The organism is Pseudoalteromonas sp. PB2-1 (assembly GCF_045040605.1).
Taxonomy (GTDB): Bacteria; Pseudomonadota; Gammaproteobacteria; order Enterobacterales; family Alteromonadaceae; genus Pseudoalteromonas; species Pseudoalteromonas arabiensis.
This window is the reverse complement of the sequence record NZ_CP090668.1, coordinates 596,715-623,112: the sequence shown is the minus strand read 5'-3', so window position 1 is coordinate 623,112 and position 26,398 is coordinate 596,715. Positions and strand designations below refer to the sequence as shown.

The window sequence follows — 26,398 nt, the reverse complement described above, 5'->3', positions numbered from 1 at the left end:
GATCCTTAATGTTCTAATTGACTGCGCTTTTCACCAGAGAGCATTATAGCTAAGCCACAGGCTGATATCACTACCAACAATAAGCCTGGTATTGCAGCACGGCCAAAGTAACCGGCTTCATAAACACGCCATAAATATGTTGAGAGGGTTTCAAACCCTGTCGGGCCTAATAAAAGTGTCGCTTCAAGCTCACGCATTGATTCTAAAAATACCAAAGCCGCACCGGCAATAATACCGCGCAGTGTTAGAGGCAAGGTAATACGCATAAATGCTTCACGTGGACTTGCACCTAGTACGCGCGCTGATTTGATTAAGCTTGAATCTAAGTGTTCAGTACTAGTACGCACAGAACCAACAGCAAGGGGTAAAAACCGAAGTACATAAGCGATGACTAATAATGCCAATGTTTGATATAAAAGCGGTAATTGTAAACCACCATAAACTAGCGCAGTTCCCATTACGATGCCTGGAATACCAAAACCAAAATAGGTAACTCGTTCCATAAAACGCCCTACTTTACCGCTTAATGCAGCATGAGCAACTGGCACAGCGACAACCACAGCGACAAAAGCAGCAATACCCGAGGCATAAGCTGAGTTCCAAGCAATGCTGAAATCAAAATCAGCAATCCCATCACGGGCAAGCCAAAGAGAAAAAATTGCTAACGGTAAACAAATTGCCAATAACAAAACAGGCAAAAATGTTACTAGCATTGCCAGTTTTTGAGCATTTGTCGGAAATAACATCAGAGCTCGACCATGACGCTCTGACGTGGTTTTAATTTGTGATTCGATGAAAAGTAAAAAGCCAACTATCACCATTAACTGCAGCGATAACATCGCAGCACGACTTAAACCAAATGCGTTGTATTCAACATAAATAACACGGGTGAAGGTATCTAAGCGCATCATCGCCGGCGTACCAAAATCGGATAATGTATAAAGCGCAACCAGTAATGATCCAGCGGCAATCCCGTTAACTACACGAGGTAATATTACTTTAAACACACTCATGGTCATCGACATACCTAAAGTACGCGCAGCATTTACCATACTGGCATCGAGGCTGAGTAAAGAAGAACGTGTTGTTAGCATAACAAACGGAAAAGTATACAAGGTCATTACAATAGCAGCACCGGGTAACCCGTACATAGCAGGGTTTTCAAACCCTAATAGTTGGTTTATCTCCCCACCTGGTCCAAATGCAGCATAAAGTGTAAATGCTCCAATATAGCTTGGAATAGCAAGTGGGGCTGCAAATAGCACTAACCAAAGCTTTTTAAAAGGAAGTTGCACATAGGCACTAATGAACGCCAGAGGCACGCCTATAAAAATAGAACCTAATACAGTTAACACCATAAGCGATAAGGTGTTTCCAAGAATTTTTAAATTATGACTATCAAAAACAGCCGTGGCATCACTGGCTAAGGTGATCAGAATATAAACTGGCACTAACGCCAAAAGCGCTGCAAGCAGCGCCATGGGATAAGAAGCAGGTATGCGCATTATAAAACACCGCTACTGCGCATAAGGTCGAGTGTTGGCCTTAAATCTGCCAATTGAGTTAAATCGATTTTCGGCGGTGAAATATCAGTTAACGCAGGTAGCCCAGCTGGCTGGTCAATACCTTGGATCAACGGGATTTCATAGGCTTCACGGGCTAAGTAACTTTGTACTTCTTCACTTAATAAATAACGCATAAAATTCATTGCATTAGGATTATCGGTCAGCGATAACACACCTGACGCATTAACCAAACAACCTGCATCTTGATTAGTAAACGCGAGGTCAAGGTTAGCATCTGGTTTACCTGACTTAAGGCGTAATGTGTAATAATGGTTAGCAAAACCAATATCCACTTCGCCACGTTCAACCGCCATGACTACACCGAGTTCACCCGCATAGGTTTTAGAGCGTTTTTGAACTTTTTTAAGCCATTTAGCTGTTTTATCATCCCCCTCAAGTATACGCATTGCTGTTACAAACGATTGAAATGACGCATAAGCTGGTGCCCAGCCTATTGATAAATCGCTGTCAGCAATTGCCATAATACTATCTGGGATCTGATCTTTACTAAGGCGCTGAGTGTTATAAGGTAATGTACGGATGCGACCTGTCACTGGAGCCCAACCAGGGTAGCGGAATTGCGGTTGTAACTGAGTTTCTAAATCACTTGGTAAAGGTTTAGCCAGACCTGCGTCTGTAACTAAGCCAATTGCACCAGAATCAACGGCCCAAAATAAATCGGCACGTTTTACACCTGCTTTTGCTTCTGCCACGATCATATTGGCTAAAGCTGCAGTGGGTCCACGTCGAATCGATAAATTTAGTTTTGGGTTTTTCTTTTGGATTGATTGCAGCACATTTTCGTACAAACCGCCTTCACCGCGACCTAAATATAATGTTAAATCCCCCTCAAGGGCTGGTAAGTCTTTCACTGAAATTGGGCTTGCAGCAGTCGCTGCAAAGGCTCGTGATAGAGGTAGCGGCATTGCGCCTACTACCCCAAACGCAGCCAGGCCTTGAATAAAGGTCCTACGCTTCACTAAAATACATCCTTACGTGCTTTTTCGGCTTCTTCTAGTAACACCTTAGCGCGATCTAGTTTTTCTTGCATATCGACAACCACTGCACGTACTTGGTCAACACTCCCTTTATCAGAAATAGCCTTTGGCAGGGTTACATTAAAATCTTTTTCGAGAACTTCGACTAACTTCGCATCTTTTTCAATCAGTGTACCTTCAACACCTTCGAATAAGTGAAGGTAAGTGTCGTGTACAATTTGAGTTGCTTCTTCGCTTAAACGCTCTGCATATTTTGCAACAACACGGTCTAACTTGTGTTTAATCTCGTCAATTGTTGCACTTTGCGTCATTGTTTCAGAAGCCGTTGCTTTAACAGCTTTTAATAAGCCTTTTTGTTGGAAGTCAGCAGCCAGTTTAACAGCTCCTAAACCCTGCCACAAGGCAGCGTTCAAGGCCTTTTGATGCTCACGAGCTTCGCTTGCTGGTTTTTTATCATCAATGGCCATTTTAATACCGTAAATGCCTTGCCAGATTGATGCATAAACCGGCACGTAGTTTGTTTCAATAGCGCTGTGAAACTTTACAGACTCCCAGTATTCGATTAAGTCATCGCTTTTTACAGCTTTCGCACCTTTGGCCTCATAATCGGTTACCATAGTGTCTACTTTGCCGATCATCCACTCAACGTCTTCAGAATAATCCTTCAAATTTTCTTTTAGATGATTAACGTGCTCACCAATTGGGCCATTTGCCAATACAGGTTGGGCAATAAAAGTAGAAGCGAATACTAGGCTTAGGCCTAGCGTTTTCACGGTGTTTAACGCTAATTTCATAGGGAGACATCCAAGTTTCTAATTGTAAATGATAGCCATTATCATATACGTATAGATTGCCTAAATCAATTGCTATAAAGCACTGATTACAGATTTACACATTTTTATTTAAGTGATTGGAAAGCTTAGTAAGAATGTTAAAAAAATGTGTTAATTCATGACTATCTAAACCACTCACCAAATGTGCTTGCCATGCAATTGCTTCCGGTACTATTTGTTCATGTAAACAGACCCCTTTTTTAGACAGCATCAGCAGGTTTGCACGTTTATCTATCGGGTCGGGCTTTGCCGTTAAAAGCTCTCTTGCTAATAGTGATTTTACTGCACGGGATACGGTTGATTTATCCATTTGTGCCATATCACACAAAGCTTTTGCACTACAGTGACCATACTGAGCAAGATTAGCAATAACGCGCCATTGCGGCACCGTTAAATCAAATTGTTGATAAAGTTCACTAAACTGCTCACTCATTTGCACAGCTATATTAGTCAGTGAGTAAGGTAAGAATTTTTGTAAATCGAGTGTTGGCTGTTTATCTGTTGTCATGGCTTCACTACTGTCAAAGAATGTTTACATAATGAAATTCAGCGTGGTTTGAATTTACTCTCACATGAGAGTATCTTACCTAAAACCTTTCAGGAGTCTAGTGATGAATAACGAATTACAATATATGACAGGCTTTGGTAATGAATTTGAAACCGAAGCATTACCCGGTGCATTACCAATCGGTCAATTCAGCCCACAAAAAGTAAAATACGATTTATATGCTGAGCAGTTCAGTACAACGGCATTCACAGCCCCACGTGCTGATAACCGCCGAACATGGTTTTATCGCATTCGACCTTCAGTTGTACAAGGTGATTACACACCAATTGATAATGGCCTGATTCGTACCGCTCCTATCACAGAAGTAGCAACGCCACCCACCATGCTACGTTGGGATCCAATTGAAATACCAGAAAAGCCAACTGATTTTATTGATGGTTTAGTCACCATGGCAGCTAACGGTAGTGCCAATGGCCAAGCCGGTATTGGTATTCATATTTATGTCGCTAATAAATCAATGCAAAACCGTTACTTTTATAATGCAGATGGTGAAATGTTGTTTGTGCCGCAACACGGTGAGCTATTGCTAAGAACCGAGTGCGGTAAACTGAGCATTCGTGCAGGTGAAATTGCTGTTATTCCTCGTGGGATAAAATTTGCTGTTGATTTATTAACAGACACAGCCCGTGGTTATATTTGTGAAAACTATGGCCATGCCTATATTTTACCAGAGCGCGGCCCTGTTGGTGCAAACGGATATGCTAATGACCGTGACTTCCACTACCCTGTTGCGGCCTATGAAGATATCGAAGGTGACTTTGAGCTTGTCGCCAAATTTAATGGCAATATGTTCCGTTGTGATATCGGCCATTCTCCTTTGGATGTTGTGGCATGGACAGGAAATAGTGCGCCATACAAATATGATCTTGCCCGTTTCAACGTTATGAATACGGTAAGTTATGACCACCCAGATCCATCAATCTTCACCGTGTTAACATCACCATCAGGGACTGAGGGAGTCGCTAATATCGACTTTGCTATTTTCCCACCTCGTTGGATGGTTGCAGAAAATACTTTCCGCCCACCTTATTATCACCGTAATATCATGAGTGAATTTATGGGCTTAATCGAAGGTGTGTATGACGCGAAAGAGCATGGTTTTGTGCCTGGTGGCTCAAGCTTACATAATTGTATGTCGCCACATGGTCCAGAAGCTGATGTATTTGAAAAAGCCTCAAATGCTGACCTTCAACCTCAACGCTACGAAAATACCTTGGCATTTATGTTCGAATCACGTTACGTTATTTCACCAACAAAATATGCCCTTGAAGGTAAAGAGCGCCAGCCTAATTACACAGACTGTTGGCGTACTATTAAAAAACATTTCACTGGTAAACAGGACGCATAATGAAACTTTATAGCTATTTTCGTTCATCCGCTGCATACCGAGTGCGCATTGCCCTTAATTTGAAGAACATTGATCACGAGCTGGTGACAGTTAACTTATTAAAATCAGAGCAACAAAGCGACGAATACCTTGCTAAGAACCCACAAGGTTTATTGCCTGCACTTGAAACTGAGCAAGGTGTACTTGCTCAGTCTCTGGCTATTTTAGAGTGGCTTGAAGAAACGCACCCAGACACACCGCTTTTGACTGGTGATGCATGGCAAAAAGCTCGGATCCGCAATTTATGTTATGCCGTAGCATGCGATATCCACCCGATTGATAATTTGCGCGTATTAAAGTACTTAGCTAATGATCTTGGTGTTGATGAAGACGCAAAAACAACCTGGTATAAGCATTGGGTAGAAGTTGGTTTTCAAAGCATCGAAAAGCTACTTGATGAAGCGAACACTTTTTGTGTTGGGAACAAACCAACGCTTGCTGATGTGTGCCTTGTACCGCAAGTATTTAATGCACTGCGCTTTAAGGTCGATATGACTAAATACCCTAAGATTGCAGCTGTTTACGAGCAGTGTAATAAGCTTGATGCTTTTATTGATGCTGCGCCGCAGAATCAACCTGATGCAGTTTAATTAAAATAACTTGCAAGGAACAAAGTAAAGGCCCGTTAATATCGGGCCTGTTAAATTCTATATTTTCTATCTGAGCGCTGAATTGATCACGCTGACATGCTTGATCAAATCCAGTCCTAAATCCGTTAAATAGCCACCATCAGGGCTATCAGTAATACCTTTATCATAGAGGCGCTTTGCTGCATCCCTTATTGAAGTATCTGCATCTGAGTGGATTTTAATACCCTGCATTTGTGAATCACGCGGAAACTTAGCAAGAAGCGTTAACTCATCAAGCATATTAGTATCAAATTGCATGTGTTCTCCTTTTTATTATAGATATGTGTATTTTTATAGTAACAAGGATTAAGCTTAGTGTAGATATATAAAACTGCATACACAGAGGTACATTTTGAGTCTATTAAAGCATACGTTTTTAATGTTTAGTATTATATTTTCAGCAAGCTCAATCGCAAGGGATAAGCCTGTTGTTGTATTTGATTCTCAAGATATATATGACCAATCAAAGCTGTGTTGGTATGACAACAAACGCTATACTGAAGGCGCAATTATTCAGATAGGTCAAAGCGAGCTCGTTTGTGCTGCAAAGCATACACACTTTAACAACAGCGAGTTATCTTGGTTAAGAATTGATAAAGATGGCAACATTATGAGACCACGTCCAGCAAAAACTATTCGTGTTAACTAAATCTGCAAATAGCAAAGGTAGGCGTTCTAAGTTAGAATGTACTGGTTTAAAGTTATAAAGAAGAGTCATGGACAATCAACCTAACAATCCTCTACATGGTGTTAAACTCGCTGATATCGTAACCAAGCTACAAGAAAAGCTTGGTTGGGATGGTTTGGCGTCGCAAATTGATGTGCGCTGTTTTCAAAATGATCCAAGTGTTAAATCGAGCCTCAAGTTTTTACGCAAAACGCCTTGGGCACGCGAAAAGGTAGAGCAATTATACATTGATACCTTTTCTAATACCGCTGACGATGACGACGCACCGTTCCAATGGAAAAGTATAAAAAAGTAGCGTTAAGCCTGCTCTGAGGTTATCACCGAAAGTGATTTCGGTGATACTTCAACCACCAGTTTATCGGCCGTTTTAACCTCACCATCTATCACATAACTCAAGGGTTCATCTGCACTTATAGTGACTTCTCTCGCATTTGTGTGATGACTGTCAATCGCGAAACTTGTTTGCGTAATACTCGAAAAAACCAATTCAGCAATACTCAAGGTACTTGCTTTTGAATCCGTACTAGGTGTTAACCAATTCACATCTAATAGACCATCTTGATGATCAGGCTGACCTGCTGACTGAGCCAACAAAGTAGTAAAAGGTGCTGCATTTGCTACAATCAAACTTGTGGTATTAATCACTTGCGGCTCATTACTGTCAATTGTCACTGTATAGTCTTGTGCTTCATGCTCACCTAACGCCTGCCAAAAGCCTTGTAAATACGCGAGTTGACCGGATTCATTCTTGGCTTCACGGTGCGCTTTTTCAATCATTTGTTGCTCAAATCCTACACCGGCTAAAAGTAACATTCTTTCGCCATTACAAAGCGCTGTATCAATGCGCGTAGCCTGTCCTTCAATAATTAATTCGCAAGCTTGCTCGACAGGAATAATTTTTGACTTTATTCCCATTAACACATGGGCAAGGGCGTTTGCTGTACCAAGCGGGATGATACCGAGTTTACAATCTGTATTAACTAATACTGTGGCAACTTCTGTCACAGTTCCATCACCACCACATGCAATGATTACATCTGGCTTTGACTTTATCGCTTCTTCGGCAAGCTCTGTTCCATTTGTATCCTTAGTGGTTGTATGTACAGTAAGGTCGTAATATTGCGATAAACGTGAAGTTATTTGCTTATTTTTAGATTCCCATAATTTGGTGCCCGAGACTGGATTTGCAATTAACACCGCTTTATTTTTAATTAATAAATCGCCATTTCGATGACGACGAACTAAATGGCGCAATTGGCGCTTATTTAAGTTTGCAGTTTCGCGGGTTTCTTTAATTTTCAATAGAATGTCGTGCACATCTGCATCTTTATTTTGACTTAGCAGATAAGCAGCCATCACAAAAACGGAGCGTCCACGGCCAAGAGCGCAATGAACAACAACACGTCGTTCTTGTTTAACCTGATGGTGAATCCAGTTGATTGCTTGGTTTAATTGTGCCCTAGTAGGCACACTATGGTCTAAAACAGGAATATTCAAATAACGGATGTTTTCTTGGGTTGATGACCACTCAAGTCCATCAAATTCACAAGTAACATCTAAAATAGCTGTTATGCCCATCTCTTTCATAGTGTCTATGTCAGAGGGAAATAAACGGCATGCTAAAAATAATTGCTCGTCAATTTGCTGTAATGGCGGAACTTTATCATTTTTGCGAGACCATGCATTGTATAGTTGTGCGCCCATCAAAAAAGGGATAAATGCCCAGCGGATATAAATCGGAATAACGCCATTTTCACGCTTACGAAATATGCGCGCCAAGTTAAAGAAATAAGCACCACTTACGAGAAGTAAGGATAAAGCAGTCCAATAAAAAAATAACGCAAAATAAATAGCCTCAACACTCAACCCTACAATTATAAATGCAATTCCTAACGCCAAATAACTAATAGCAGCCCACATAATCACTCCTTGTTTTTCTAATTTATTAATTGAAAGCAAGTTTCAAACCAGTAATTTACTTAAACACTCATAATTAGAGCTAATAAAAACAGTGACTTAATAATTTAAAATAAATCTATCTTATAGTTTAGGTCATATTTTCACAAAATTATGAATAACTTACATAAGTGCATGAAAATAAATGAGCTAAAGTTGCCAAGTTGGACATTCATGCTAGGCTAACTAATAGAAAAGGTGTGGTTTTATCATTTAATTACAGTCTTTTCTCTAAAAGTAATGTTTTTTTGCATCTAAAAAGATGAGTTAACCGTTAATTAAATACAACAAGAACAACAGGAACTTTATGGACAATGATCAACTATTAGCACTACTCAGTGCAACAGCAAAGGGTGATAAACGCGCTTTTGCTGATTTGTACCAGTCAACCAGTGCGAAGTTATTTGCTATCAGCGTAAAAATGCTGGGTAATCGAGCTCAAGCTGAAGAAGTCTTACAAGATGCTTTTGTTAAAATATGGCACAACGCCAGTGACTATCAGGTATCTAAAGGTGCTGTAATGTCTTGGATGATAAGTATCGTAAGGTATCGCTGCTTAGACCTGTTACGTCATAAAAAGGTACGTAAAGAGCAAAGTTTAACTGATGAGCAAGAGCAAGAAGATCTAACCTCCATACAGGTGTCCTATGAGGATGATTCAAAATTAGTAGACTGTATTGAACAACTTGATCCACAACAAAGACAAGTTATTCACTTGGCTTATTATAAGGGTTTGACTCATCATGAACTTGTTGACCACATTTCGTCTCCTCTAGGTACGGTTAAAAGCTGGATCAGACGCGGGTTACAACAGCTACAAAGGTGCTTAACATTATGAATTATGAAAACCAAACACTTATTGATATGTTAGCCGCTGAATATGTGCTTGGCACTTTAAGAGGCCCTGCGCGTGATAGATTTGCCAGATTAATGCTGACATCAACTCGTGCCAGAGAAGCAACATGGATGTGGGAGCAGCATCTTAACAACTTAGCAAGTTCCATTGAGTCTATCCCTCCTGATGATCATGTATGGGAAAAAATAGTCAGTCGTGTCGACCCAGATGTTATTCCTATTCACAGCAAAGCAAAAAAATCGAATTCATCGATACTCCAAGCATGGTCATTAATAGCAACGGCTGCATGTATTGTGCTTGCTCTGATCATTTGGCAGCCTCATGAGTCTGCAAAATCTCAAGCACAACATATCGCATTATTCAAAAACCAAGAGCAAACACCTTTATGGTTTATTGATGTTCAACAAAATAACTTATCAGTAAAAGCATCTGCCGCGTTAATTCCTCGCATCGATAAGGATTATGAGCTTTGGATGATAATAAAAGGGCAAGAAGCGCCTATCTCCCTTGGCCTATTACCTAAGTCAGGAAGATTAGAACTACCTAAGGATGCCCGCTTTAATGCAGATGATATAAGCTTGCTTGCGGTCAGCCTTGAACCATTAGGGGGCTCCCCAAATGGCTCACCAACTGAGGTGCTTTACACCACAGAGCTAGTTGTTCTTTAGACTAATAAGCCGTGCTAAGCACGGCTTTTTATATTTTTGTTAAAAAACTTTAAAATTATTGCATCCAGTTAAATTACCAATACGTATTCACTATGACTTAATTTAAAAAACTAAGGATAAAGTCATGAAGAACGTAACTCCATCTCTTATTGCAATTGTAGTATGTAGTACCCTATTCAGCTCTCCAACTGAAGCTTCAAGTCACCGTGAAGCGCCAAACATCGCGCGCTTCCCGACATTAGATTCAACTGACTTTTACGCGTTTAATAGCTACGAAGAAGGTCGTGGCGACTATGTCACCTTTATCGCTAACTACATCCCACTTCAGGATGCATATGGCGGCCCAAATTATTTCGCTATGGATCCTGATGCAACTTACAGTATTCATATCGATAATGACGGTGATGCCATTGAAGATATTACTTTTGCTTTTAATTTCAAAAGCATGCTCCCTAATGACAATATGGGAGTTGCACTCACTGTGGGACCAGAAGGCAACCAAAGAACCGTGGCAGTACCTCTTAAAAACGTAGGTGGTGTCGCAGCTGGAAATGACGCTGCAGTAAATTTTAGTGAAGCATATACTGTTAGTGTTATTTCAGGCCCACAACGTACCGGCACTAAAGCAATGCTGACCAATACCATGAACAGCAGTAATGAGTTTTACAAACCGCTTGATTACATCGGTAACAAAACATTCTCATCGATGTCTGCTTATAAAGAGTATGCAAACCAGTATATCTACACTGTTGCGATTCCAGGCTGCAGCGGTATGGGTAAAGTATTTGTAGGCCAGCGTAAAGACCCATTTGTTGTTAACCTTGGTAAAACCTTTGACCTAGTTAATTATGTGCCAGTTGAAGGCGACAGTGCCCCTGGAGCAGGTGACGGTAATGGCTTTCCTGGAGGTATTACACAATCTGCAGACAATGATGATTTAGCAATGAAAAATGTCACTGCAATTGCAGTTGAAGTACCCAAAGCTTGTGTCACTGGTGAAGGTAACGGCACAATTGGTAGCTGGACAACGGCAAGTTTACCTCAAGCACGTATTCTAAACCCGAATGCTTCATTTGCTAAAAATGCTGTGAACGGGGGTGCCTTAACACAAGTGTCTCGCCTTGGTAACCCACTTGTAAACGAGCTTGTCATTGGCCTTAAGGATAAAGACACTTTCTCTACATCTGCTCCTGCTGATGATGGTCAGTTCGCTGATTATGTAACACACCCTTCACTACCCGAGCTACTTAACATCTTATTTAAAGATGCTGTAAATACTACCTTAGGTACGAATATCGAAACCCTTGCACCAACCAACTTCCCTCGTGTTGACTTGGTAACTGCGTTTTTAACTGGCTTCCCAGGTGTAAACCAGCTTGCAACTGTAACACCATCAGAAATGCTACGTTTAAATACCGCCATTGCAGCAACAGCGCAGTCAGAACAATCTGCATTTGGAGTAGCAGGTGATGATTTAGCTGGCTTCCCTAACGGCCGTCGTCCGGGTGATGATGTTGTTGATATTGCGCTTCGTGTTGTAATGGGTCGTTTGTGTTATCCAATCCCTGTCAACGGCACCGACACAGACTTAGGCTTATGTACATCAGATGATGCCAGTGTCGGTACTGTTCCATTCACAGATGGTGCCCCATTGGATGCAAGTATGATGGATGCTAGTTTCCCTTATCTTGCAACGCCAATTGCTGGGTCTAAGTAAGGAGGCAATTATGTGTAAATTCAATCGTTCTACCTTACTCCTTAGCATTTTTGCAGGCGTACTCGCAGGCTGTGGCGGTAGTGATAATGATGACAAAATGAAACCGACACCTGTAAACAATGCTCCCAGTGCAATTGATGCAATGGTAACAACACAAACAGAAGTTGCTATTGAAGATATGCTAAAAGGGTCTGACCCTGACGGCGATGCACTTACTTACAGTTTAGTGTCTGAACCGAGCTTAGGTGATGTTGTTGTTAATGCTGATGGCAGTTATACATACACGCCAAATCCAGAAACAACAGGCTCTGACAGTTTTGATTTTGCTGTGACTGATAGTAAAAACAGTCAAGCAACAGCCACTGTGAGTATCACCATTGAGGCGTTGCAAGTTGACTTCGCAACAATTGGCCGTGCTGCATTTAGTCAGAGTGCATCAGATAAACCATTGAGCTTAAACGGTCGTGTATTTACAAATACAGGCGCAGAGGCAAACTTTGATGATCTGGTTAGTGGAAACTAATTGCAAACTTGGCCACGGATGGCCTTTATAAGGATAAATCATGAAATTATTTTCTTTCTTCCTACTATTTACAACAACGCTATTGCAAGCAGAGCCATATATACCGAACGACGAAGATATAATAGCAAGTTCAAGAAGTCCTTTACCTGCCACATTATCGAAATACGAATTGGCAACGTTATTTGAGCAGAATCAATGGGCTGGTAGAACAGAATCAAACCAAGGCCTGTTAAAAAATTACTTATCAGAAAAAATTCGTCAAACGGATGACCCTGATATCCACTACTATTATGCACGCCTGCTGCAACGCGAGCACAAGTTCGAACTTGCTTTGGCGGTATTGAATGATTTATTAAAAAACGACCCTAGCCATGTGAATTCAATTTTACTAAAAGCAAATATTCTTAAAGTACAAGGCCAATTTGCAGCTGCAAATTCAAGTTGCTTATCGCTGGTGGGTAAAGCCAGTATTGAGACAATTTCAACCTGCTCTCTTGATGTTAAAAGCCAAATGGGTGATTTGGCAAAAAGCTATGACGGCTTAAAAAAAATTATCAAAAAACGAAACATAAGCATGAATACACGCCATGTTCTTGCAGAAATGGCTTATCGATTAAACATGCCAGAACAAACCTTACAATATTTAAATGAAGTTGATCTGGCCAAAGCACCTGTCAGCTTAGTTGTGTTGTGGGCAAATGCGCAATTAGCGCTTGGTAATAACGAAAAAGTGCTCGTGACACTTTCAAAACTTACAGCAGATGAAAGCAATCTAGAAGATGCTTTATTACTTCGCTTAGCACAAGCAGAACTAAATAAAGAAGACAGCCAATCAAGTAAGTGGCAAACACTGCTGAAAAAGCGAGTAACACTACGAGAATTGAGACAAGACACCTATCATGCCAGTGACCTTGCTTGGTATTATTTAATGATAAATCATGATCCTACAAAAGCTACTTATTGGGCAAACATTAACTGGCAGCATGCTAAGTTAGAGAGCGATAAACGCCTGCTCGAATTAGCGACCAAGCACAACTAGGGAATTACAATGAAACAGTCACTTTTAATTGCTTTAATGCTTTTTGCTTGTAGCTTTACGTTAAAAGCACACCAATTAAGTACAGCCTATTTGAATCTTGAAGCTGATTCGACCGAGCAGTTAAAATTATCGGGCTCTTGGCAGGTTGCCGTTGGTGATTTAGAACAAAAAATCCCCTTTGATTTAAACCAAGATAACGTGATTACATGGCAAGAAATTAAAACCAAACAATCGGCAATTATCTCTTATCTAAGTAAACACTTATCTACAGTGCAATCTGCAGAGCCTTGCTTGTTATCTTACAATGGAGAATTAAAAGTAGACTCTCACTTTAATCAATCATACATTGATGTCCCTGTTCAGATAGTTTGCCCAAGCGCGTCTGCCGCAATTACCCTAAAATACACCGCGCTATTTGATATAGACTCAAATCATAAAGCGATTGCAGCTGTTGCTAATTCAAGCAGAGTGTTTAGTCAGAACAAACAATCGCAAGTCATTAATTTCAGTAAATCGAGTTACAGCGACACATTCATCGAATATGTCTATCAGGGTGTTTTACATATTTGGATGGGTGTGGACCATATTTTATTCCTTGTGGCTCTATTATTAACGTGCGTTCTCGTTAGAAATGATAAGCGTTGGCAAGGGATTAACTCTAAAAAGAAAATAGCCGTGGATACAGCGTGGATCATCACCGCTTTTACACTTGCACACTCAATCACATTGACAGCTACTGCATTGGAACTGGTATCGCCTAATAGCCGTTGGGTTGAACTGGGAATTGCAATTTCAGTGCTATTTGCTGCGCTTAATAATATTTGGCCACTAATTGTTCGCTTAGGATGGGTAACCTTTGCATTTGGTCTTTTGCATGGAATGGGCTTTGCGAGCGTACTAGGTGAGCTTGGTTTATCTTCTAATTACCAATTGATGAGCATACTTGCATTTAATCTAGGTGTAGAGCTAGGTCAGCTTGCAATTTTAGCTGTTTGCTTACCGTTACTTATTGCTATGCGAAATTATGATTGGTACAAAAAATGGGTCATGCCAGTAGGGTCCGTTGCGATTGCTCTTATCGCATTACAATGGTCAATAGAACGATTTTAAAAATAGAGGCGTATCACGCCTCTATTTGATATTACTCAAAAGGGACTAGCAAAGTCCTCATGGCGGGTTTTAGTGCCTTCATTAACTGCTGAGTATCAAGGGAAGGGTTGAGCATCTTTCTGAGCAATAACCCGCCCATCACTGAAAACATCACTTCAATACGTGCATTTACCTCAGACAGCTCTGTATCCTGCAAGGGGCCTCTTTCACCAATCAGTAACTCACGCATAGAATCACGAGCATGGCTATCGGACTCTCTCAGTAAGTTAGCCACTTTTTCATTGCGTGCAGCTTCAGCCAACATTTCAAGATCAAGCGCACCTTGGTTTAAATCAGTATGACGTTCAACTCCTCGCTCTAGGCCATCGAGTAGCACCGTAACACGGTCACCGGGTTTATTAGCAAACTCTTTAAAGATAGAGAACATCTCTTCCATATCGCGCTCGACAATAGATTCAATAATAGCTTCTTTACTCGCAAAGTAATTGTAGATATGGCCAGCACTCATACCCGCAGTTTTAGAAATTTCAGCCATACCCGCACCATGGTAACCTTTGCGTCGGAAACAATCAGCAGCCGCACAAAGCACTTGATTCCGTCTGGCCTCAGCAAGCGCAGGGTCGTTGTGTCTTTTGGTTTTTTGCGTCATTTTGTCTCCGAGGTAATGTGACGTGGGTTAACTATAACTTAAATAAGGTTTACATGATCTTAATCATTGCTTTGTGATAAAACAACTAAGATCATGCAAGTCCTTAAATAAATTATGCAATTGGTAGTTTATTGCGCAACGTGTTGGGCACTCCAGCCACCACCAAGAGCTTTGTAGAGGTTAATTTGGCTGGCAAGATACGCTTGCTTACCTAAAATTAACTGCTGCCCTGCACTATACCAATTACGTTGTGCATCTAGCACTTGCAAATAACTATCTGCACCTTTTTGGAAACGTGCATCCGACAAGGTAAAAGATACCTCATTGCTACGATAAAGATCATTTAAAGCATCAAGCTGTTGTTTATAACCTTGACGGTCTGCAAGTGCATCAGACACTTCTTTAAACGCTTGCTGGATTGTTTGCTCATAACTTGTTAGCGCAGCTTCTTGCTGTGCTTTGGCCACATCTAAGTTAGCCTGATTACGTCCCATATTAAAAATAGGTAAGTTAATCGAAGGTACAAAGCTCCATGTGCCTGAGCCTGAATCAAACAAATTATCAAGATCAGCAGAAGCGGTTCCAGCATTGGCTGTTAAACTAATGCTTGGATAAAAAGCCGCTTTCGCAACACCAATATTTGCATTTGCAGCAAGTAGGTCATGTTCAGCAGCTCTTATATCAGGACGCTGGGTTAATAACTCAGACGGTAAACCAACGGGCACCTCAGGCATGTTAAGCACGGTATCAATACTTTGCGAAGGCAATAAATCAGCACTCACCGTTTTACCCACTAAAAAGTCTAAGGCATTTTTATCACGTTTAAGTAGGCGTTGATAATTTGCAATATCCACCTTTGCTGTTGCTACTGTACTTTCTAACTGAGATAGCGTTAACTGTGAGGCGGCACCCAATGCAAAGGTCTTTCGTGTTAACTCTAATGACTCTTGTTGTGATTTAAGCGTATCGTTAGCAAGCGCAAGTAATGCTTTATCGGTTGCGTAGTTTAGCCATGCATTAACCAGTTCAGATATCAAGCTGATGCGAACACTGGTCAAGCTATACTCTGCTGAATATAAGTTTTGCAGTGCCTGCTCAGACTGATTGCGTACTTTCCCCCACAGGTCAAGCTCGTAAGCCGTTAAGCCAACCGTTGCAGAGTATTGCTCTGTGATTGTTGCTTGCCCCGTGTTAGATAAATCTGCAGGTAAACGCTGACGTGTGCCTGATGCATTTAAATCGATGCTTGGATACAAATTTGAATCCTCGATTTGATACATAGCTCTCACCTGCTGCACATTGAGTGCAGCAGTTTGTATGTCTTTGTTATTTTCAAGCGTGAGTTGAATTAACTGTTGTAATTGGTCATTACTAAAGAAGGTTTGCCAATGCAGCGCGTTTATATCGCCTTCTCCACCCTCTACATCATAGCTTTGTGCAACGGGTAATTCACGTTGTTCAAGATCTGGCGCCATATTACAAGCAGACAGTAACAAAGCTGCCACAGAAACAGAAACGAGTTTAAGGGTCATTATACTTGCTCCTCATTTGTCGCTTTATGCTTACCAGGGAAGATACGACGTACTAATACAAAGAATAACGGCACAAACAACACCACAATACTTGATGATGCAAGCGTACCGCCAATAACCGCAATACCGAGTGCATTTTGAGCACCAGAGCCTGCACTTGAGGCTATTGCAAGAGGTAATACACCACATACAAACGCCATTGACGTCATAAAGATTGGCCGTAAACGTAGACGGATAGCTGCCACAGCCGCATCAACTAACTTCATCCCTTCATCCATTTTATGAATAGCAAATTCAACAATAAGAATGGCATTTTTGGATGCTAAACCTATGGTGGTTAATAGACCAACTTGTAGATAAATATCATTCGATAAATTAAATACAAATGACGCAACTCCTGCACCAAATACCCCCAGCGGTACAATTAACATTACCGCAGCAGGCACAGACCAGCTTTCGTATAATGCGGCAAGACACAGGAATACAACTAATAATGAAAGTGCATACAATAATGGAGCTTGACCACCGCTTAGGCGCTCTTCATAAGAAATGCCGGTCCATTCAAAGGCAACACCTGGCGGTAATTTCTTAACAATTTTTTCCACTTCAATCATTGCTTGACCAGTACTATAACCTGGCGCAGCTGCCCCTTGGATTTCCATAGCTGAAAAACCATTATAACGTTCTAGTCGCGGTGACCCATATGTCCAGAATGAACGTGCAAATGCTGTAAATGGCACCATATCACCTGCTGAGTTACGCACATACCATTCATCTAAATCTTCTGGAACCATACGTGATTCAGGGATACCTTGCAGATACACTTTCTTAACGCGACCACGGTCAATAAAGTCATTTACATAACTACTACCCCAAGCGGTTGATAGCGTATTATTTATATCAGCTTGTGTTAAACCCAGTGCCTCAGCTTTAGCCAAATCAATATCAAGTTCAAGCTCTGGCTTATCTTCTTGACCATTTGGACGTACACCTGAAAGCACAGGGTTTTGAGCCGCCATACCAAGGAACATATTGCGCGCTTCAAGTAACTTGTCATGCCCCAAACCAACACGATCTTGTAGGAATAAAGTAAAACCATTTGCCGTGCCTAGCTCAACAACAGCTGGAGGTGGAAAAGCAAATACAAAAGCTTCTTTAATGGTTGAGAAAAAGCCCATTGCTTTACCAGCGACAGCACCAACAGATAGATCGTCACGTTGACGTTCATCCCAATGTTTTAAGCCAACGAAACCAATGGCAGCATTTTGCCCTGAACCTGCAAAACTAAAGCCTGTTACTGTAAAGATAGAGCGCACAGCTTCAGATTGGTCCTCTAAAAAATGACGTTCCATCTTTTCAACAACTTTTAACGTTTGTTCTGTTGTTGAACCTGCAGGTAAGCTGACTTGGTTAAATAAAATCCCTTGGTCTTCATCTGGCAAGAAAGCAGATGGCAATTGCGAGAAAATAAATACCATGCCACCAACAATCAACCCATAACAAAGTAAGTAACGTTTACTGTGCTTGATCATGCGCGATACGAAGCTTTGCGCACCATTATTAGTTTTATCGAATCCTCGGTTAAATCCTAAGAAGAAGCGGCCAAAAAGTGATTTATCATTATGAACATGGCTAGGCTTTAACATAGTTGCACATAAAGCAGGTGTTAAAATTAACGCCACCAATACCGATAAACTCATTGCTGTTACAAGGGTGATCGAGAATTGACGATAAATAACGCCTGTGGAACCCGCAAAGAATGCCATCGGAACGAACACCGCTGAGAGCACCATAGCAATACCGACAAGCGCACCTTTAATCTCGTCCATCGATTTACGTGTTGCTTCCAGTGGAGATAAGTTCTCTTCGGTCATTACACGTTCCACGTTCTCAACAACAACGATGGCATCATCAACAAGCAAGCCGATTGCCAGTACCATTGCAAACATGGTTAATGTGTTAATTGAATAACCAAACACCTGCAAAATCGCAAAGGTCCCTAGTAATACAACAGGCACTGCTATAGTTGGAATAAGTGTGGCTCTAAAATTCTGCAAGAATAAGTACATCACTAAGAATACCAATACAACGGCTTCAATTAGTGTACTGACTACTTTTTCAATTGATAATGATACGAACGGAGTTGTGTCGTAAGGAACAACAGTTGTTAGCCCTTCAGGGAAAAATGGCTCAAGCTCAGCAAGTGCTGCTTTTACACCATCGGCAGTATCAAGTGCATTTGCCCCGCTGGCAAGTTTAACGCCTAAACCAGAGGCTGGTTTACCGTTAAAGCGCGCAACCACCCCATAGTTTTCACCACCAAGTTCCACTTCTGCAACATCGCTTAAGCGAACAACTGAACCATCCGCATTCGTTTTTACAAAGATATTTCTAAATTGTTCTGGTGTTTGTAAGCGGCTTTGTGCGGTTACTGTGGCATTCAATTGCTGACCATCAACTGCAGGCAACGCACCGAGCTGACCTGCTGAAACCTGCGCGTTTTGGGCACTAATCGCAGCACTTATATCCGCTGGTGTTAATGCGTATTTTTGCAGTTTTGATGGGTCTAACCAAATTCGCATGGCATATTGTGAACCAAAAAGCTGAACTTCACCAACGCCGTTCACACGGGAAATAATATCAAGTACATTCGATGAAACATAATCACCGATATCAATATTATTCATGCTGCCATCTTCGGATACAAAGCCCACTACCATTAAAAAGTTTCTAGCAGACTTAGCAACAGAGACACCTTGACGCTGCACCTCTTGCGGAAGTAATGGTGTTGCAAGTGACAACTTATTTTGTACTTGAACTTGCGCTATATCAGGGTCTGTATCAGCACTAAAAGTCAATGTTAATGTCGCTGAACCATTCGATTCTGAGGTAGACGACATATATAACAAGCCATCAAGACCCTTCATCTTTTGTTCAATAACCTGGGTAACCGTATCTTCTAATGTACGGGCCGACGCACCTGGGTAATTGGCTTGAATACTGATTGCTGGTGGCGCAATTGATGGATACTGTGCAACCGGCAAACTTCTAATTGCTAGAATACCTGCCAGCATCACTACAATGGCAAGTACCCAAGCAAATATGGGCCGATCAATAAAAAATCGTGACATTAAGTTTCTCCGTTACTGGCTATTTGCAACTGACTCAGCAGGCATAGGATTAACAGGTGCACCAGGTCTAATTTTCTGAAGACCTTCAACAATCAGCTTATCGCCGCTTTGTAGACCCTCAGTCACTAACCAGTTAGCACCGACTGTACGGTCTGTTTTTAAAATACGAGGCTCAACTTTGTTATCTTTACTTACCACCATCGCAGTTGGCTCACCTTTAGTATTACGGCTTACACCACGTTGTGGAGCGAGGATTGCGTCGTTCTTAACACCTTCAACAACAACAGCACGTACATACATCCCTGGTAATAACAATTTTTCAGGATTAGGAAATTCAGCACGAAGAGTGACAGAGCCTGTGCTTGGGTCAACAGTCACTTCAGAGAACTTAAGTGTCCCTTTATGAGCATAAGTGGTGCCGTCTTCCATTTTTAGCTCAACTTTAGAATGCTGTGCAGCATCTTTATCAAGCTCACCTGTTGCAATTGCTTTTTTAAGACGGGTTAATTCACTGCTTGATTGCGTTAAATCTACAAAAATAGGATCAAGTTGTGTAATTGTCGCTAATGCCGATGCTTGATTAGCACTGACAAGTGCCCCCGCTGTAACATCTGACTTACCAATTTGACCACTAATAGGTGCTAACACTTTGCTGTAGTTCAAATTAATTTCTGCAGTTTTTAACTGTGCTTGAGCGGTTAACAAATCTGCTTTAGCGCCTTTGTATGCCGCATCAGCTTCGTCATAATCTTGTTGACTCACTGCTTTTATATTTAACAGTTCTTTATAACGCTCTGATTTAGCTTTTGCATTTGCAATACTTGCTTCTGCTTTTGTGATTGCCGCTTTACTTGTTGCTACTTGCGCTTCAAACGTCGATGGGTCAATTTGATAAAGCGCTTGGCCTTTTTTAACCTCAGCACCTTCTACAAATAAACGCGATTGTATAATTCCGTTCACTTGCGGTCTTATTTCAGCGATACGAGACGCTGATACGCGACCAGGAAGTTCTTTTGTAAGTGTAAGTGGTTTGCTTTGCATCTCAATTACACCAACAGGAACCGCTTGAGCTGCCTGAGTCTGCCCTTGAGCCTGTTCTGATTGGCCGCAGCCTGATAAAAAAACAGCACCAGCGAGAGCTGACACTGCAAAGAATGGAATGCGAGAGCGCTGCATGTTTAAGTCCTTAGTTTAGAGTGAACGATCATTCTAAACAAAAAAGCACGCAGATCAAGCGTCTTTAAACTAATTTACATTAAATAAAAAACTTGCCTTAGAGCATGTTTTTTGTGCAATAAATAATTTCTATTCACAGATTTTCAGTGATAACTGATAATTTTGATTACAAAACCGTTTTAAAACTATCAGTTAGGAGTCATTGACTAATCGCCTAAGCAAATGCCCATAGCGCGAGCACTTGTTATTAACGAATGTCCTGAAGGAATAACACGATATTCTGAAGTTGCTTGTTTTAAACTAATTGGTTTAATTTCACCCTCTTTACTAACAGGGATAAAACCGAATCGCCCCTGTTTAACTAGCTCGAATGCCTGCACACCAAACTCAGCTGCTAACACCCTATCAAACGCATTAGGTGTACCGCCGCGTTGAATATGACCTAACACGGTTACTCTGACATCAAGGTCAAGCCCGTCTCTTATTTGTGAAGCAAGCTGCTCAGCAATGCCACCAAGCACTGGATTTTCATAGCCAAATTCATTTGATTGTTTACAAACAACATTACCAGCAAGGGACTTTGCCCCTTCTGAAATAACGATATTGGCAAACCCATGCCCTTTATTAAAACGTGATGTTAGTTTGGCTTTTATCGACTCAATATCGTAAGGAATTTCTGGAATAAGCGCCACTTCTGCACCAGCAGCTATCGCTGAATGCAAACAAATCCAACCAGCGTCGCGACCCATTACTTCAGTAATAATCACTCGGTTATGGCTCTGCGCTGTTGGTATTAAGCGATCTATCGCTTCTGTGGCGGTGTCGACGGCAGTTTGAAAACCTATTGTATAATCAGTACCATATAAATCATTATCAATGGTTTTTGGTACGCCTACGATATTTAAACCATGTTCAAATAAGTGCTGAGAGACTTTATGAGAACCGTCACCACCAATATTGATAACCGCATCAAAACCAAGCTCTGCTAGCTTCTCAATTAACTCCTTAGAACGGTCAACAAGTAGGTGTTTACCGTCAACATTTACTGGAAAGGCAATGGGGTTGCCCTTGTTCACCGTTTCCAATATTGTTCCACCACGCACATGAATGCCTGCTGTCAGCTCGTTTGTAAGGTGGACAATGTCGTTCGGTGTTTCTAATACACCGCAGTAAGCTCTTCGGCTACCATATACCTGCCAGTTACCATCATGTTCAGCGGCTTTGACAACCGCTCGGATCACCCCATTGAGACCAGGGCAATCCCCTCCACTTGTTAATAGCAGTAATTTTTTCATACATTTTCCACTGATGCTAAGGCACTTTTTACAGGTTAGCTTATTTTAGTAAGAAAAGCGTATGACCTAAATCAACTCAATAACAAAATCTATACAGGCATTAAGTTTTAATAACTAAAAGGTCTCAATAGAGAATGCCAGGTTGCTTACAGCACAGCCTGTTTGTGAATTATTAAGACGATGATACTCAGTGTTTTTATCTGCATTAAAAGCAAGTAAAAACTCGTCTTGTTGCGCTACCGCTTGCTTTTCTTGTGTTAAGCAAATAGCTTGCAATAAAGAACGCAATTTTTCAGCTTCAAAAATATTTCCAAATCGCTGCATGGGTAATGGTGGAATTTTGATTGTAGCTAACGCCTTATCTGTAGAGCTTTTTGATAAAGTAAAATCATTGCCCTTAATATCGATGACAGCCCCCGTTGGCCAATAGTCTATGAGACCTTTATTTTCACCCTGTGACTGTATATGCGTTACACCACTTCGACCAATAACGGTCATTAAACGAGTATCAGTTGAATGGATCATAACAAGAGCGGTTGCTTCATCAATTCCAAAGCCATTTCGCTGGCCTGTTGCATTTAAAATGCTGATTAACCTGGGCATACGATTATTTTTACTAAATTGACTATCAACAGGGCCGTAATTGAATGTTCCGAGTCCACCAGTAGACGAGTAAATAAGTTCACCTGTTGCTTGCTCGCTCACACAGCCCGTACATGCTTGCTGTATGGGCTTGTTTCTCAGTGAAGTAATACCGTCACCACTAATTATGCTAGGCACAGAACCGAATGCATTCTGACCACCTGCTTGTAATAAACTACTTACTCCAGTTGACATAATCACTGGACGAGATTGCAAATCATCAAACCAAGGTAGTTTCTTGCCGTTGTTATCGAACAAAACTTGTTGCAGGTTTGTTTGCTGTTCATCGTTAAAGATCACCGCCGTTGCCGACTGGATTTTTTCCCGTACAGTTTTAATGCCAGCATCACACAAAGCTTGTTCAGCTAACACCCTATCTGTGTAGACTTGTTCACGATTATAAACATGCATTTTTGCTTGACGTATATTCTTTAAATCAGCGCATTGATTATGTGTCATAGCAAACGCTGAGGCTGGTGTTAAAGCAAGCCACTCTGTTTTAATTCCCTTATTTTCAAAAAGCGACTGGTAAAAATCTGCTGCAGCATATGGGTCACGACTTGATGCTGTAACAACAAGCACTTTAGGTGTTTGGCTTGAGACTTTTATACTTGCTCCAACAAAATCAACAATATCTGAGTTCGCCTTTTCTAGGTTAAGATCATTAAAAACCTGCTCTTTTAGTCTATTCCCATTAGAATCGAGAACAGCGACTTCGAGCATATCCAATATAAAATTAAACTCATGGCTATCAAGCTCACTCAAGCTTTCATTGTCAATATCACGCCACGTCCATAACAAAGCTGACTTAGTCACTGACTCTGAATTACTTTTAGCCAACTTGCTGAGTACCTGTATTACTCGTTTACGGTGTGATTCGTTAGCACTCGGCCATGCGTTTTTTAATTCTGTTAAAGCACGCTCTGTGATCTTAAATTGAGCAGCTTGTTTACCTTGTAGCTCGTTTTGATTGGTACAGTGATGAGCATTGACACTACTGCATACGTTAAGGGCACCACCAACCATTACTAAGGTTTGATTTTTTGATGATTGTGCAAAACTTGAAATCGATAAACAAGCTATAAATGTAGTCAGAAAAATACGAGATAAGGTTTTAAAAAGAAACATAAAAAATCTTTTAGTATTAAAGGAGCTAAGCCGCAGTATACAGATTTTTCATTGCACTTAAAATAATGACGAAGGCGCTTACGCGCCTTCACTTTCAGTCACTCGAGAAACAATTAACTGTTCGATTTTCACACCTTCGACGTCAACTATCTCAAACTTGTATCCGGCAAAATTGATAAACTCTGCCCGCTTAGGTAAACGTTTCATAGTGTAAATCAAAAATCCTGCGACGGTTTCATAATGAGATTGCTCAGGAAACTCTTCAATCTCAAGAACCTTAGCGAGTTCAACTACGGGTGTAAGGCCATCCACCAGCCAAGAGGAATTATCACGTTTAATAATCAACTCTTCACCTTGGTGAGTGATCAAGTCGCCCATAAACCCTCTCATTAAATCTTTAACAGTGACAATCCCCACCATTAACGCATACTCATTTACTACAACCGCAAATGGTTCTGCTGCTTTTTTAAAGGTATTAAGTGCTTCTGAAAGGCTCAAGGTTTCTGGTAAGTAGAAGACATCACGGGTAATAAGTTCGCTGTCAATTTCAGCGTTTTGCCCTTTGAGCACTTTACGAAGGATATCTTTGGACTCAACAGAGCCAATTAATTTATCTAAACTACCGTCACAGACTAAAAAGTGATTATGTGGATGCTCAATAATTTTTGTTGCCACCTCTTGTGCATCTGCCCTAACATCAAAATAAACAATCTGATCCCTTGGTGTCATCACACTGGATAAAAAGCGCGCTTCTAAATCAAACACATTACCAATCAATTGATATTCTTGTTGCTGAAGACTGCCATATTCAGCACCCGCTTCCATCATCGCAACAATATCTTCGGTAGTAACAATATCCTCACGTTCAGCAGGCACCTTAAAAGCACGCAAAATCGCATTCGTTGTACCATTAAAAAACATAACAAACGGCGTTAAAGCAAATGTGACCCAACGCATAATTGACACGACTCTGACAGCGACAGCTTCAGGCATAATCATCGCTAAACGTTTTGGTAATAAATCAGCAAATAAAATAAATAAAGAAGTAATACTTAAAAACGAAATCAAAAAACTAATTTGACTAAGCAAAGGACCTTGGTAAATCATCACAAGGATTTGCTCAATATAAGGTGACAATGCCTGCTCACCGACAATACCACCAAGAATTGCAATCGCGTTCAAAGAAATTTGAATCATTGCAAAAAATGCCCCTGGGTTTTCCTGTAAAGCGAGAACCGCTTGGGCTTTGTTATTCCCTTCATCAACCATGACTCGTAATTTAATTTTCCGTGAAGCTGCAATGGCAATTTCGCTCATCGCAAATAATGCACTTATGAAAATTAAGAAAACAATAACGAGCAGATCACTCATTTTAAAACTCCTAAAAAAACAGGCGCATTGAACTTTTCAATGCATAATACTTTTCGCACGTTTTGGCGCTGAGTAACCTGATTAAACTGGCCTACATTTAAAATGTTTAACACTAGAAAATCGGTTATTTGGGTTAGCAAAATTGTTCAAAAAGCAGCTGATTATAGCTAGTTTACTATAATCAACAAGCCTATTTTGCTTGGTTCGATGAAAAGGCGTGAGTTAATTTTTCTAAGGTGGTGCTCTCAAGATTTTTATTACAAGCAAAGTACAAATCTTGATAATCGGCAGGAATTTTATAAATAGCTTTTAGCAATGAGAGGGTTTTATCTTTTTTAAGCTCATAATTAAATTGTTCATCGCTAAGTACAACCATATCAATGCTAGAGCGGCGGCTTTTGAGAACATCATAAATGTTCTCAAAGCTATCTAGCAAAATCAGCTGATTTTGTTCATTAAAACCATGTTCAGACAAATATACGTGGCTGTAGTTGTCTTTTAAGACGGCTATTCGATATTTTTTTGCTTGCTCTAGGTTTTCAATTTGAACCTGTTGCGACTTAAAACTATAAAAAGAAGCGGTGAAATTACCTAGCTTTGCAATCCAGCTAAACTTATCCTCTCTACTTGGTAATCTAGCAATGGAGAATATACACGTTTTTTCATCTCGTAATGCGGCATTATATGATATGGGCCATGCATTTACTGATAAGGTATACTCAACACCACTTTTCTTTAAAGCGGTAGTTACTTCTTCGACCACAGTACCTACAAGAACACCTTGCGCATTCTGATACTGAAAACTAGGAAGATTTTCTGTCACAACGGTGATTGCTGCAAAGCAAGGTTGCAACAGCAAAGCAAGTGATAGAATAATAGGTTTGAGCATAAATAGACTATACCAAAAAGTTATAATTATTTTTTATATAAATATAGT

General features: G+C 40.7%; 24 protein-coding genes. 10 read left to right on the top strand and 14 right to left on the bottom strand.

Annotated elements, in window-relative coordinates:
* Positions 1 to 5 precede the first annotated feature (5 nt).
* The 4 genes from L0Z67_RS19755 to L0Z67_RS19740 all read right to left on the bottom strand — a co-directional run bounded on the left by L0Z67_RS19755 (position 6) and on the right by L0Z67_RS19740 (position 3,904).
* The gene (locus L0Z67_RS19755) at positions 6 to 1,505 is read right to left on the bottom strand and encodes an ABC transporter permease (protein WP_392353335.1); all 1,500 of its coding nucleotides are present in this window, start codon (positions 1,503 to 1,505) and stop codon (positions 6 to 8) included.
* The gene (locus tag L0Z67_RS19750; RefSeq protein ID WP_392353333.1) at positions 1,505 to 2,545 is read right to left on the bottom strand and encodes an extracellular solute-binding protein; all 1,041 of its coding nucleotides are present in this window, start codon (positions 2,543 to 2,545) and stop codon (positions 1,505 to 1,507) included. Before L0Z67_RS19750 ends, L0Z67_RS19755 begins: the two co-directional genes overlap by 1 nt.
* Entirely contained in the window at positions 2,545 to 3,357 is an 813-nt protein-coding gene (locus tag L0Z67_RS19745) for a hypothetical protein (protein ID WP_062567919.1), read from the bottom strand. The genes L0Z67_RS19750 and L0Z67_RS19745 overlap by 1 nt, the downstream gene beginning before the upstream one ends.
* A gap of 94 nt (positions 3,358 to 3,451) precedes the next feature.
* A complete protein-coding gene (locus L0Z67_RS19740; RefSeq protein ID WP_392353331.1) occupies positions 3,452 to 3,904 on the bottom strand; it encodes a MarR family winged helix-turn-helix transcriptional regulator in 453 nt (150 codons plus the stop codon).
* Between the two features lie 103 nt (positions 3,905 to 4,007).
* Between L0Z67_RS19740 and hmgA the strand changes: the two genes are divergently transcribed.
* A complete protein-coding gene (hmgA, locus tag L0Z67_RS19735; RefSeq protein ID WP_392353329.1) occupies positions 4,008 to 5,312 on the top strand; it encodes a homogentisate 1,2-dioxygenase in 1,305 nt (434 codons plus the stop codon).
* The gene (gene maiA, locus L0Z67_RS19730) at positions 5,312 to 5,941 is read left to right on the top strand and encodes a maleylacetoacetate isomerase (RefSeq protein WP_392353327.1); all 630 of its coding nucleotides are present in this window, start codon (positions 5,312 to 5,314) and stop codon (positions 5,939 to 5,941) included. The genes hmgA and maiA overlap by 1 nt, the downstream gene beginning before the upstream one ends.
* Positions 5,942 to 6,007: 66 nt before the next feature.
* On the opposite strand, the gene L0Z67_RS19725 is transcribed toward maiA, so the two are convergent.
* The gene (locus L0Z67_RS19725) at positions 6,008 to 6,238 is read right to left on the bottom strand and encodes a TIGR02647 family protein (RefSeq protein ID WP_062567923.1); all 231 of its coding nucleotides are present in this window, start codon (positions 6,236 to 6,238) and stop codon (positions 6,008 to 6,010) included.
* Between the two features lie 121 nt (positions 6,239 to 6,359).
* On the opposite strand from L0Z67_RS19725, the gene L0Z67_RS19720 reads away from it, so the two are divergent.
* Complete coding sequence (locus tag L0Z67_RS19720) at positions 6,360 to 6,629, top strand: DUF1496 domain-containing protein (RefSeq protein ID WP_392353325.1); 270 nt, start codon at positions 6,360 to 6,362, stop codon at positions 6,627 to 6,629.
* A 67-nt stretch (positions 6,630 to 6,696) separates the two neighbouring features.
* Complete coding sequence (locus L0Z67_RS19715; RefSeq protein ID WP_062567925.1) at positions 6,697 to 6,963, top strand: VF530 family DNA-binding protein; 267 nt, start codon at positions 6,697 to 6,699, stop codon at positions 6,961 to 6,963.
* Positions 6,964 to 6,965: 2 nt separating this feature from the next.
* Here the strand turns inward: L0Z67_RS19715 and L0Z67_RS19710 are convergent, their stop codons facing one another.
* Entirely contained in the window at positions 6,966 to 8,588 is a 1,623-nt protein-coding gene (locus tag L0Z67_RS19710) for a diacylglycerol kinase family protein (protein WP_062567926.1), read from the bottom strand.
* Positions 8,589 to 8,931: 343 nt separating this feature from the next.
* Here L0Z67_RS19710 and L0Z67_RS19705 point away from each other — a divergent pair, with 343 nt between their 5' ends.
* The 6 genes from L0Z67_RS19705 to L0Z67_RS19680 all read left to right on the top strand — a co-directional run bounded on the left by L0Z67_RS19705 (position 8,932) and on the right by L0Z67_RS19680 (position 14,537).
* Entirely contained in the window at positions 8,932 to 9,462 is a 531-nt protein-coding gene (locus tag L0Z67_RS19705) for a sigma-70 family RNA polymerase sigma factor (protein ID WP_062567927.1), read from the top strand.
* Positions 9,459 to 10,148: an anti-sigma factor domain-containing protein gene (locus L0Z67_RS19700; protein WP_392353322.1), complete on the top strand. Its 690-nt coding sequence runs from the start codon at positions 9,459 to 9,461 to the stop codon at positions 10,146 to 10,148. Before L0Z67_RS19705 ends, L0Z67_RS19700 begins: the two co-directional genes overlap by 4 nt.
* 124 nt (positions 10,149 to 10,272) lie before the next feature.
* Positions 10,273 to 11,865 (top strand): DUF4331 domain-containing protein, encoded by a 1,593-nt coding sequence (locus L0Z67_RS19695; RefSeq protein WP_392353320.1) that lies wholly within the window; start codon positions 10,273 to 10,275, stop codon positions 11,863 to 11,865.
* 10 nt (positions 11,866 to 11,875) lie between these two features.
* A complete protein-coding gene (locus L0Z67_RS19690; RefSeq protein WP_062567930.1) occupies positions 11,876 to 12,388 on the top strand; it encodes an Ig-like domain-containing protein in 513 nt (170 codons plus the stop codon).
* Positions 12,389 to 12,428: 40 nt separating this feature from the next.
* Positions 12,429 to 13,427, top strand: coding sequence for a lipopolysaccharide assembly protein LapB (locus L0Z67_RS19685; RefSeq protein WP_237115593.1), 999 nt, complete (start codon positions 12,429 to 12,431; stop codon positions 13,425 to 13,427).
* 9 nt (positions 13,428 to 13,436) lie between these two features.
* Positions 13,437 to 14,537 (top strand): HupE/UreJ family protein, encoded by a 1,101-nt coding sequence (locus tag L0Z67_RS19680; RefSeq protein ID WP_237115594.1) that lies wholly within the window; start codon positions 13,437 to 13,439, stop codon positions 14,535 to 14,537.
* Between the two features lie 31 nt (positions 14,538 to 14,568).
* Here the strand turns inward: L0Z67_RS19680 and L0Z67_RS19675 are convergent, their stop codons facing one another.
* From L0Z67_RS19675 to L0Z67_RS19640, 8 genes are all read right to left on the bottom strand, one after another.
* Complete coding sequence (locus L0Z67_RS19675; RefSeq protein WP_062567933.1) at positions 14,569 to 15,186, bottom strand: TetR/AcrR family transcriptional regulator; 618 nt, start codon at positions 15,184 to 15,186, stop codon at positions 14,569 to 14,571.
* Positions 15,187 to 15,314: 128 nt separating this feature from the next.
* Positions 15,315 to 16,718, bottom strand: a complete 1,404-nt coding sequence (locus tag L0Z67_RS19670) for an efflux transporter outer membrane subunit (RefSeq protein WP_237115595.1) — start codon at positions 16,716 to 16,718, stop codon at positions 15,315 to 15,317.
* Positions 16,718 to 19,849, bottom strand: coding sequence for an efflux RND transporter permease subunit (locus L0Z67_RS19665; protein WP_062567935.1), 3,132 nt, complete (start codon positions 19,847 to 19,849; stop codon positions 16,718 to 16,720). Before L0Z67_RS19665 ends, L0Z67_RS19670 begins: the two co-directional genes overlap by 1 nt.
* Positions 19,850 to 19,861: 12 nt before the next feature.
* Positions 19,862 to 21,025: an efflux RND transporter periplasmic adaptor subunit gene (locus tag L0Z67_RS19660; RefSeq protein WP_062567936.1), complete on the bottom strand. Its 1,164-nt coding sequence runs from the start codon at positions 21,023 to 21,025 to the stop codon at positions 19,862 to 19,864.
* A 206-nt stretch (positions 21,026 to 21,231) separates the two neighbouring features.
* Entirely contained in the window at positions 21,232 to 22,320 is a 1,089-nt protein-coding gene (locus tag L0Z67_RS19655; RefSeq protein ID WP_062567937.1) for a 6-phosphofructokinase, read from the bottom strand.
* 114 nt (positions 22,321 to 22,434) lie between these two features.
* On the bottom strand, positions 22,435 to 24,090 hold the full coding sequence (locus L0Z67_RS19650; RefSeq protein ID WP_392353316.1) for a cyanophycinase: 1,656 nt from the start codon (positions 24,088 to 24,090) through the stop codon (positions 22,435 to 22,437).
* A gap of 78 nt (positions 24,091 to 24,168) precedes the next feature.
* Positions 24,169 to 25,461: a hemolysin family protein gene (locus tag L0Z67_RS19645; RefSeq protein WP_062567939.1), complete on the bottom strand. Its 1,293-nt coding sequence runs from the start codon at positions 25,459 to 25,461 to the stop codon at positions 24,169 to 24,171.
* 190 nt (positions 25,462 to 25,651) lie between these two features.
* Complete coding sequence (locus L0Z67_RS19640; protein ID WP_062567940.1) at positions 25,652 to 26,350, bottom strand: ABC transporter substrate-binding protein; 699 nt, start codon at positions 26,348 to 26,350, stop codon at positions 25,652 to 25,654.
* Positions 26,351 to 26,398: the final 48 nt, after the last annotated feature.

Coding starts and splice junctions, on each gene's coding strand:
- L0Z67_RS19740 (WP_392353331.1), bottom strand. CDS start 3,904: ATGACAACAGATAAACAGCCAACACTCGATTTACAAAAATTCTTACCT.
- L0Z67_RS19685 (WP_237115593.1), top strand. CDS start 12,429: ATGAAATTATTTTCTTTCTTCCTACTATTTACAACAACGCTATTGCAA.
- L0Z67_RS19640 (WP_062567940.1), bottom strand. CDS start 26,350: ATGCTCAAACCTATTATTCTATCACTTGCTTTGCTGTTGCAACCTTGC.
- L0Z67_RS19660 (WP_062567936.1), bottom strand. CDS start 21,025: ATGCAGCGCTCTCGCATTCCATTCTTTGCAGTGTCAGCTCTCGCTGGT.
- L0Z67_RS19705 (WP_062567927.1), top strand. CDS start 8,932: ATGGACAATGATCAACTATTAGCACTACTCAGTGCAACAGCAAAGGGT.
- L0Z67_RS19710 (WP_062567926.1), bottom strand. CDS start 8,588: ATGTGGGCTGCTATTAGTTATTTGGCGTTAGGAATTGCATTTATAATT.
- L0Z67_RS19720 (WP_392353325.1), top strand. CDS start 6,360: ATGTTTAGTATTATATTTTCAGCAAGCTCAATCGCAAGGGATAAGCCT.
- L0Z67_RS19690 (WP_062567930.1), top strand. CDS start 11,876: ATGTGTAAATTCAATCGTTCTACCTTACTCCTTAGCATTTTTGCAGGC.
- L0Z67_RS19655 (WP_062567937.1), bottom strand. CDS start 22,320: ATGAAAAAATTACTGCTATTAACAAGTGGAGGGGATTGCCCTGGTCTC.
- L0Z67_RS19645 (WP_062567939.1), bottom strand. CDS start 25,461: ATGAGTGATCTGCTCGTTATTGTTTTCTTAATTTTCATAAGTGCATTA.
- L0Z67_RS19700 (WP_392353322.1), top strand. CDS start 9,459: ATGAATTATGAAAACCAAACACTTATTGATATGTTAGCCGCTGAATAT.
- L0Z67_RS19755 (WP_392353335.1), bottom strand. CDS start 1,505: ATGCGCATACCTGCTTCTTATCCCATGGCGCTGCTTGCAGCGCTTTTG.
- L0Z67_RS19665 (WP_062567935.1), bottom strand. CDS start 19,849: ATGTCACGATTTTTTATTGATCGGCCCATATTTGCTTGGGTACTTGCC.
- maiA (WP_392353327.1), top strand. CDS start 5,312: ATGAAACTTTATAGCTATTTTCGTTCATCCGCTGCATACCGAGTGCGC.
- L0Z67_RS19650 (WP_392353316.1), bottom strand. CDS start 24,090: ATGTTTCTTTTTAAAACCTTATCTCGTATTTTTCTGACTACATTTATA.
- L0Z67_RS19680 (WP_237115594.1), top strand. CDS start 13,437: ATGAAACAGTCACTTTTAATTGCTTTAATGCTTTTTGCTTGTAGCTTT.
- L0Z67_RS19675 (WP_062567933.1), bottom strand. CDS start 15,186: ATGACGCAAAAAACCAAAAGACACAACGACCCTGCGCTTGCTGAGGCC.
- hmgA (WP_392353329.1), top strand. CDS start 4,008: ATGAATAACGAATTACAATATATGACAGGCTTTGGTAATGAATTTGAA.
- L0Z67_RS19715 (WP_062567925.1), top strand. CDS start 6,697: ATGGACAATCAACCTAACAATCCTCTACATGGTGTTAAACTCGCTGAT.
- L0Z67_RS19745 (WP_062567919.1), bottom strand. CDS start 3,357: ATGAAATTAGCGTTAAACACCGTGAAAACGCTAGGCCTAAGCCTAGTA.
- L0Z67_RS19725 (WP_062567923.1), bottom strand. CDS start 6,238: ATGCAATTTGATACTAATATGCTTGATGAGTTAACGCTTCTTGCTAAG.
- L0Z67_RS19695 (WP_392353320.1), top strand. CDS start 10,273: ATGAAGAACGTAACTCCATCTCTTATTGCAATTGTAGTATGTAGTACC.
- L0Z67_RS19670 (WP_237115595.1), bottom strand. CDS start 16,718: ATGACCCTTAAACTCGTTTCTGTTTCTGTGGCAGCTTTGTTACTGTCT.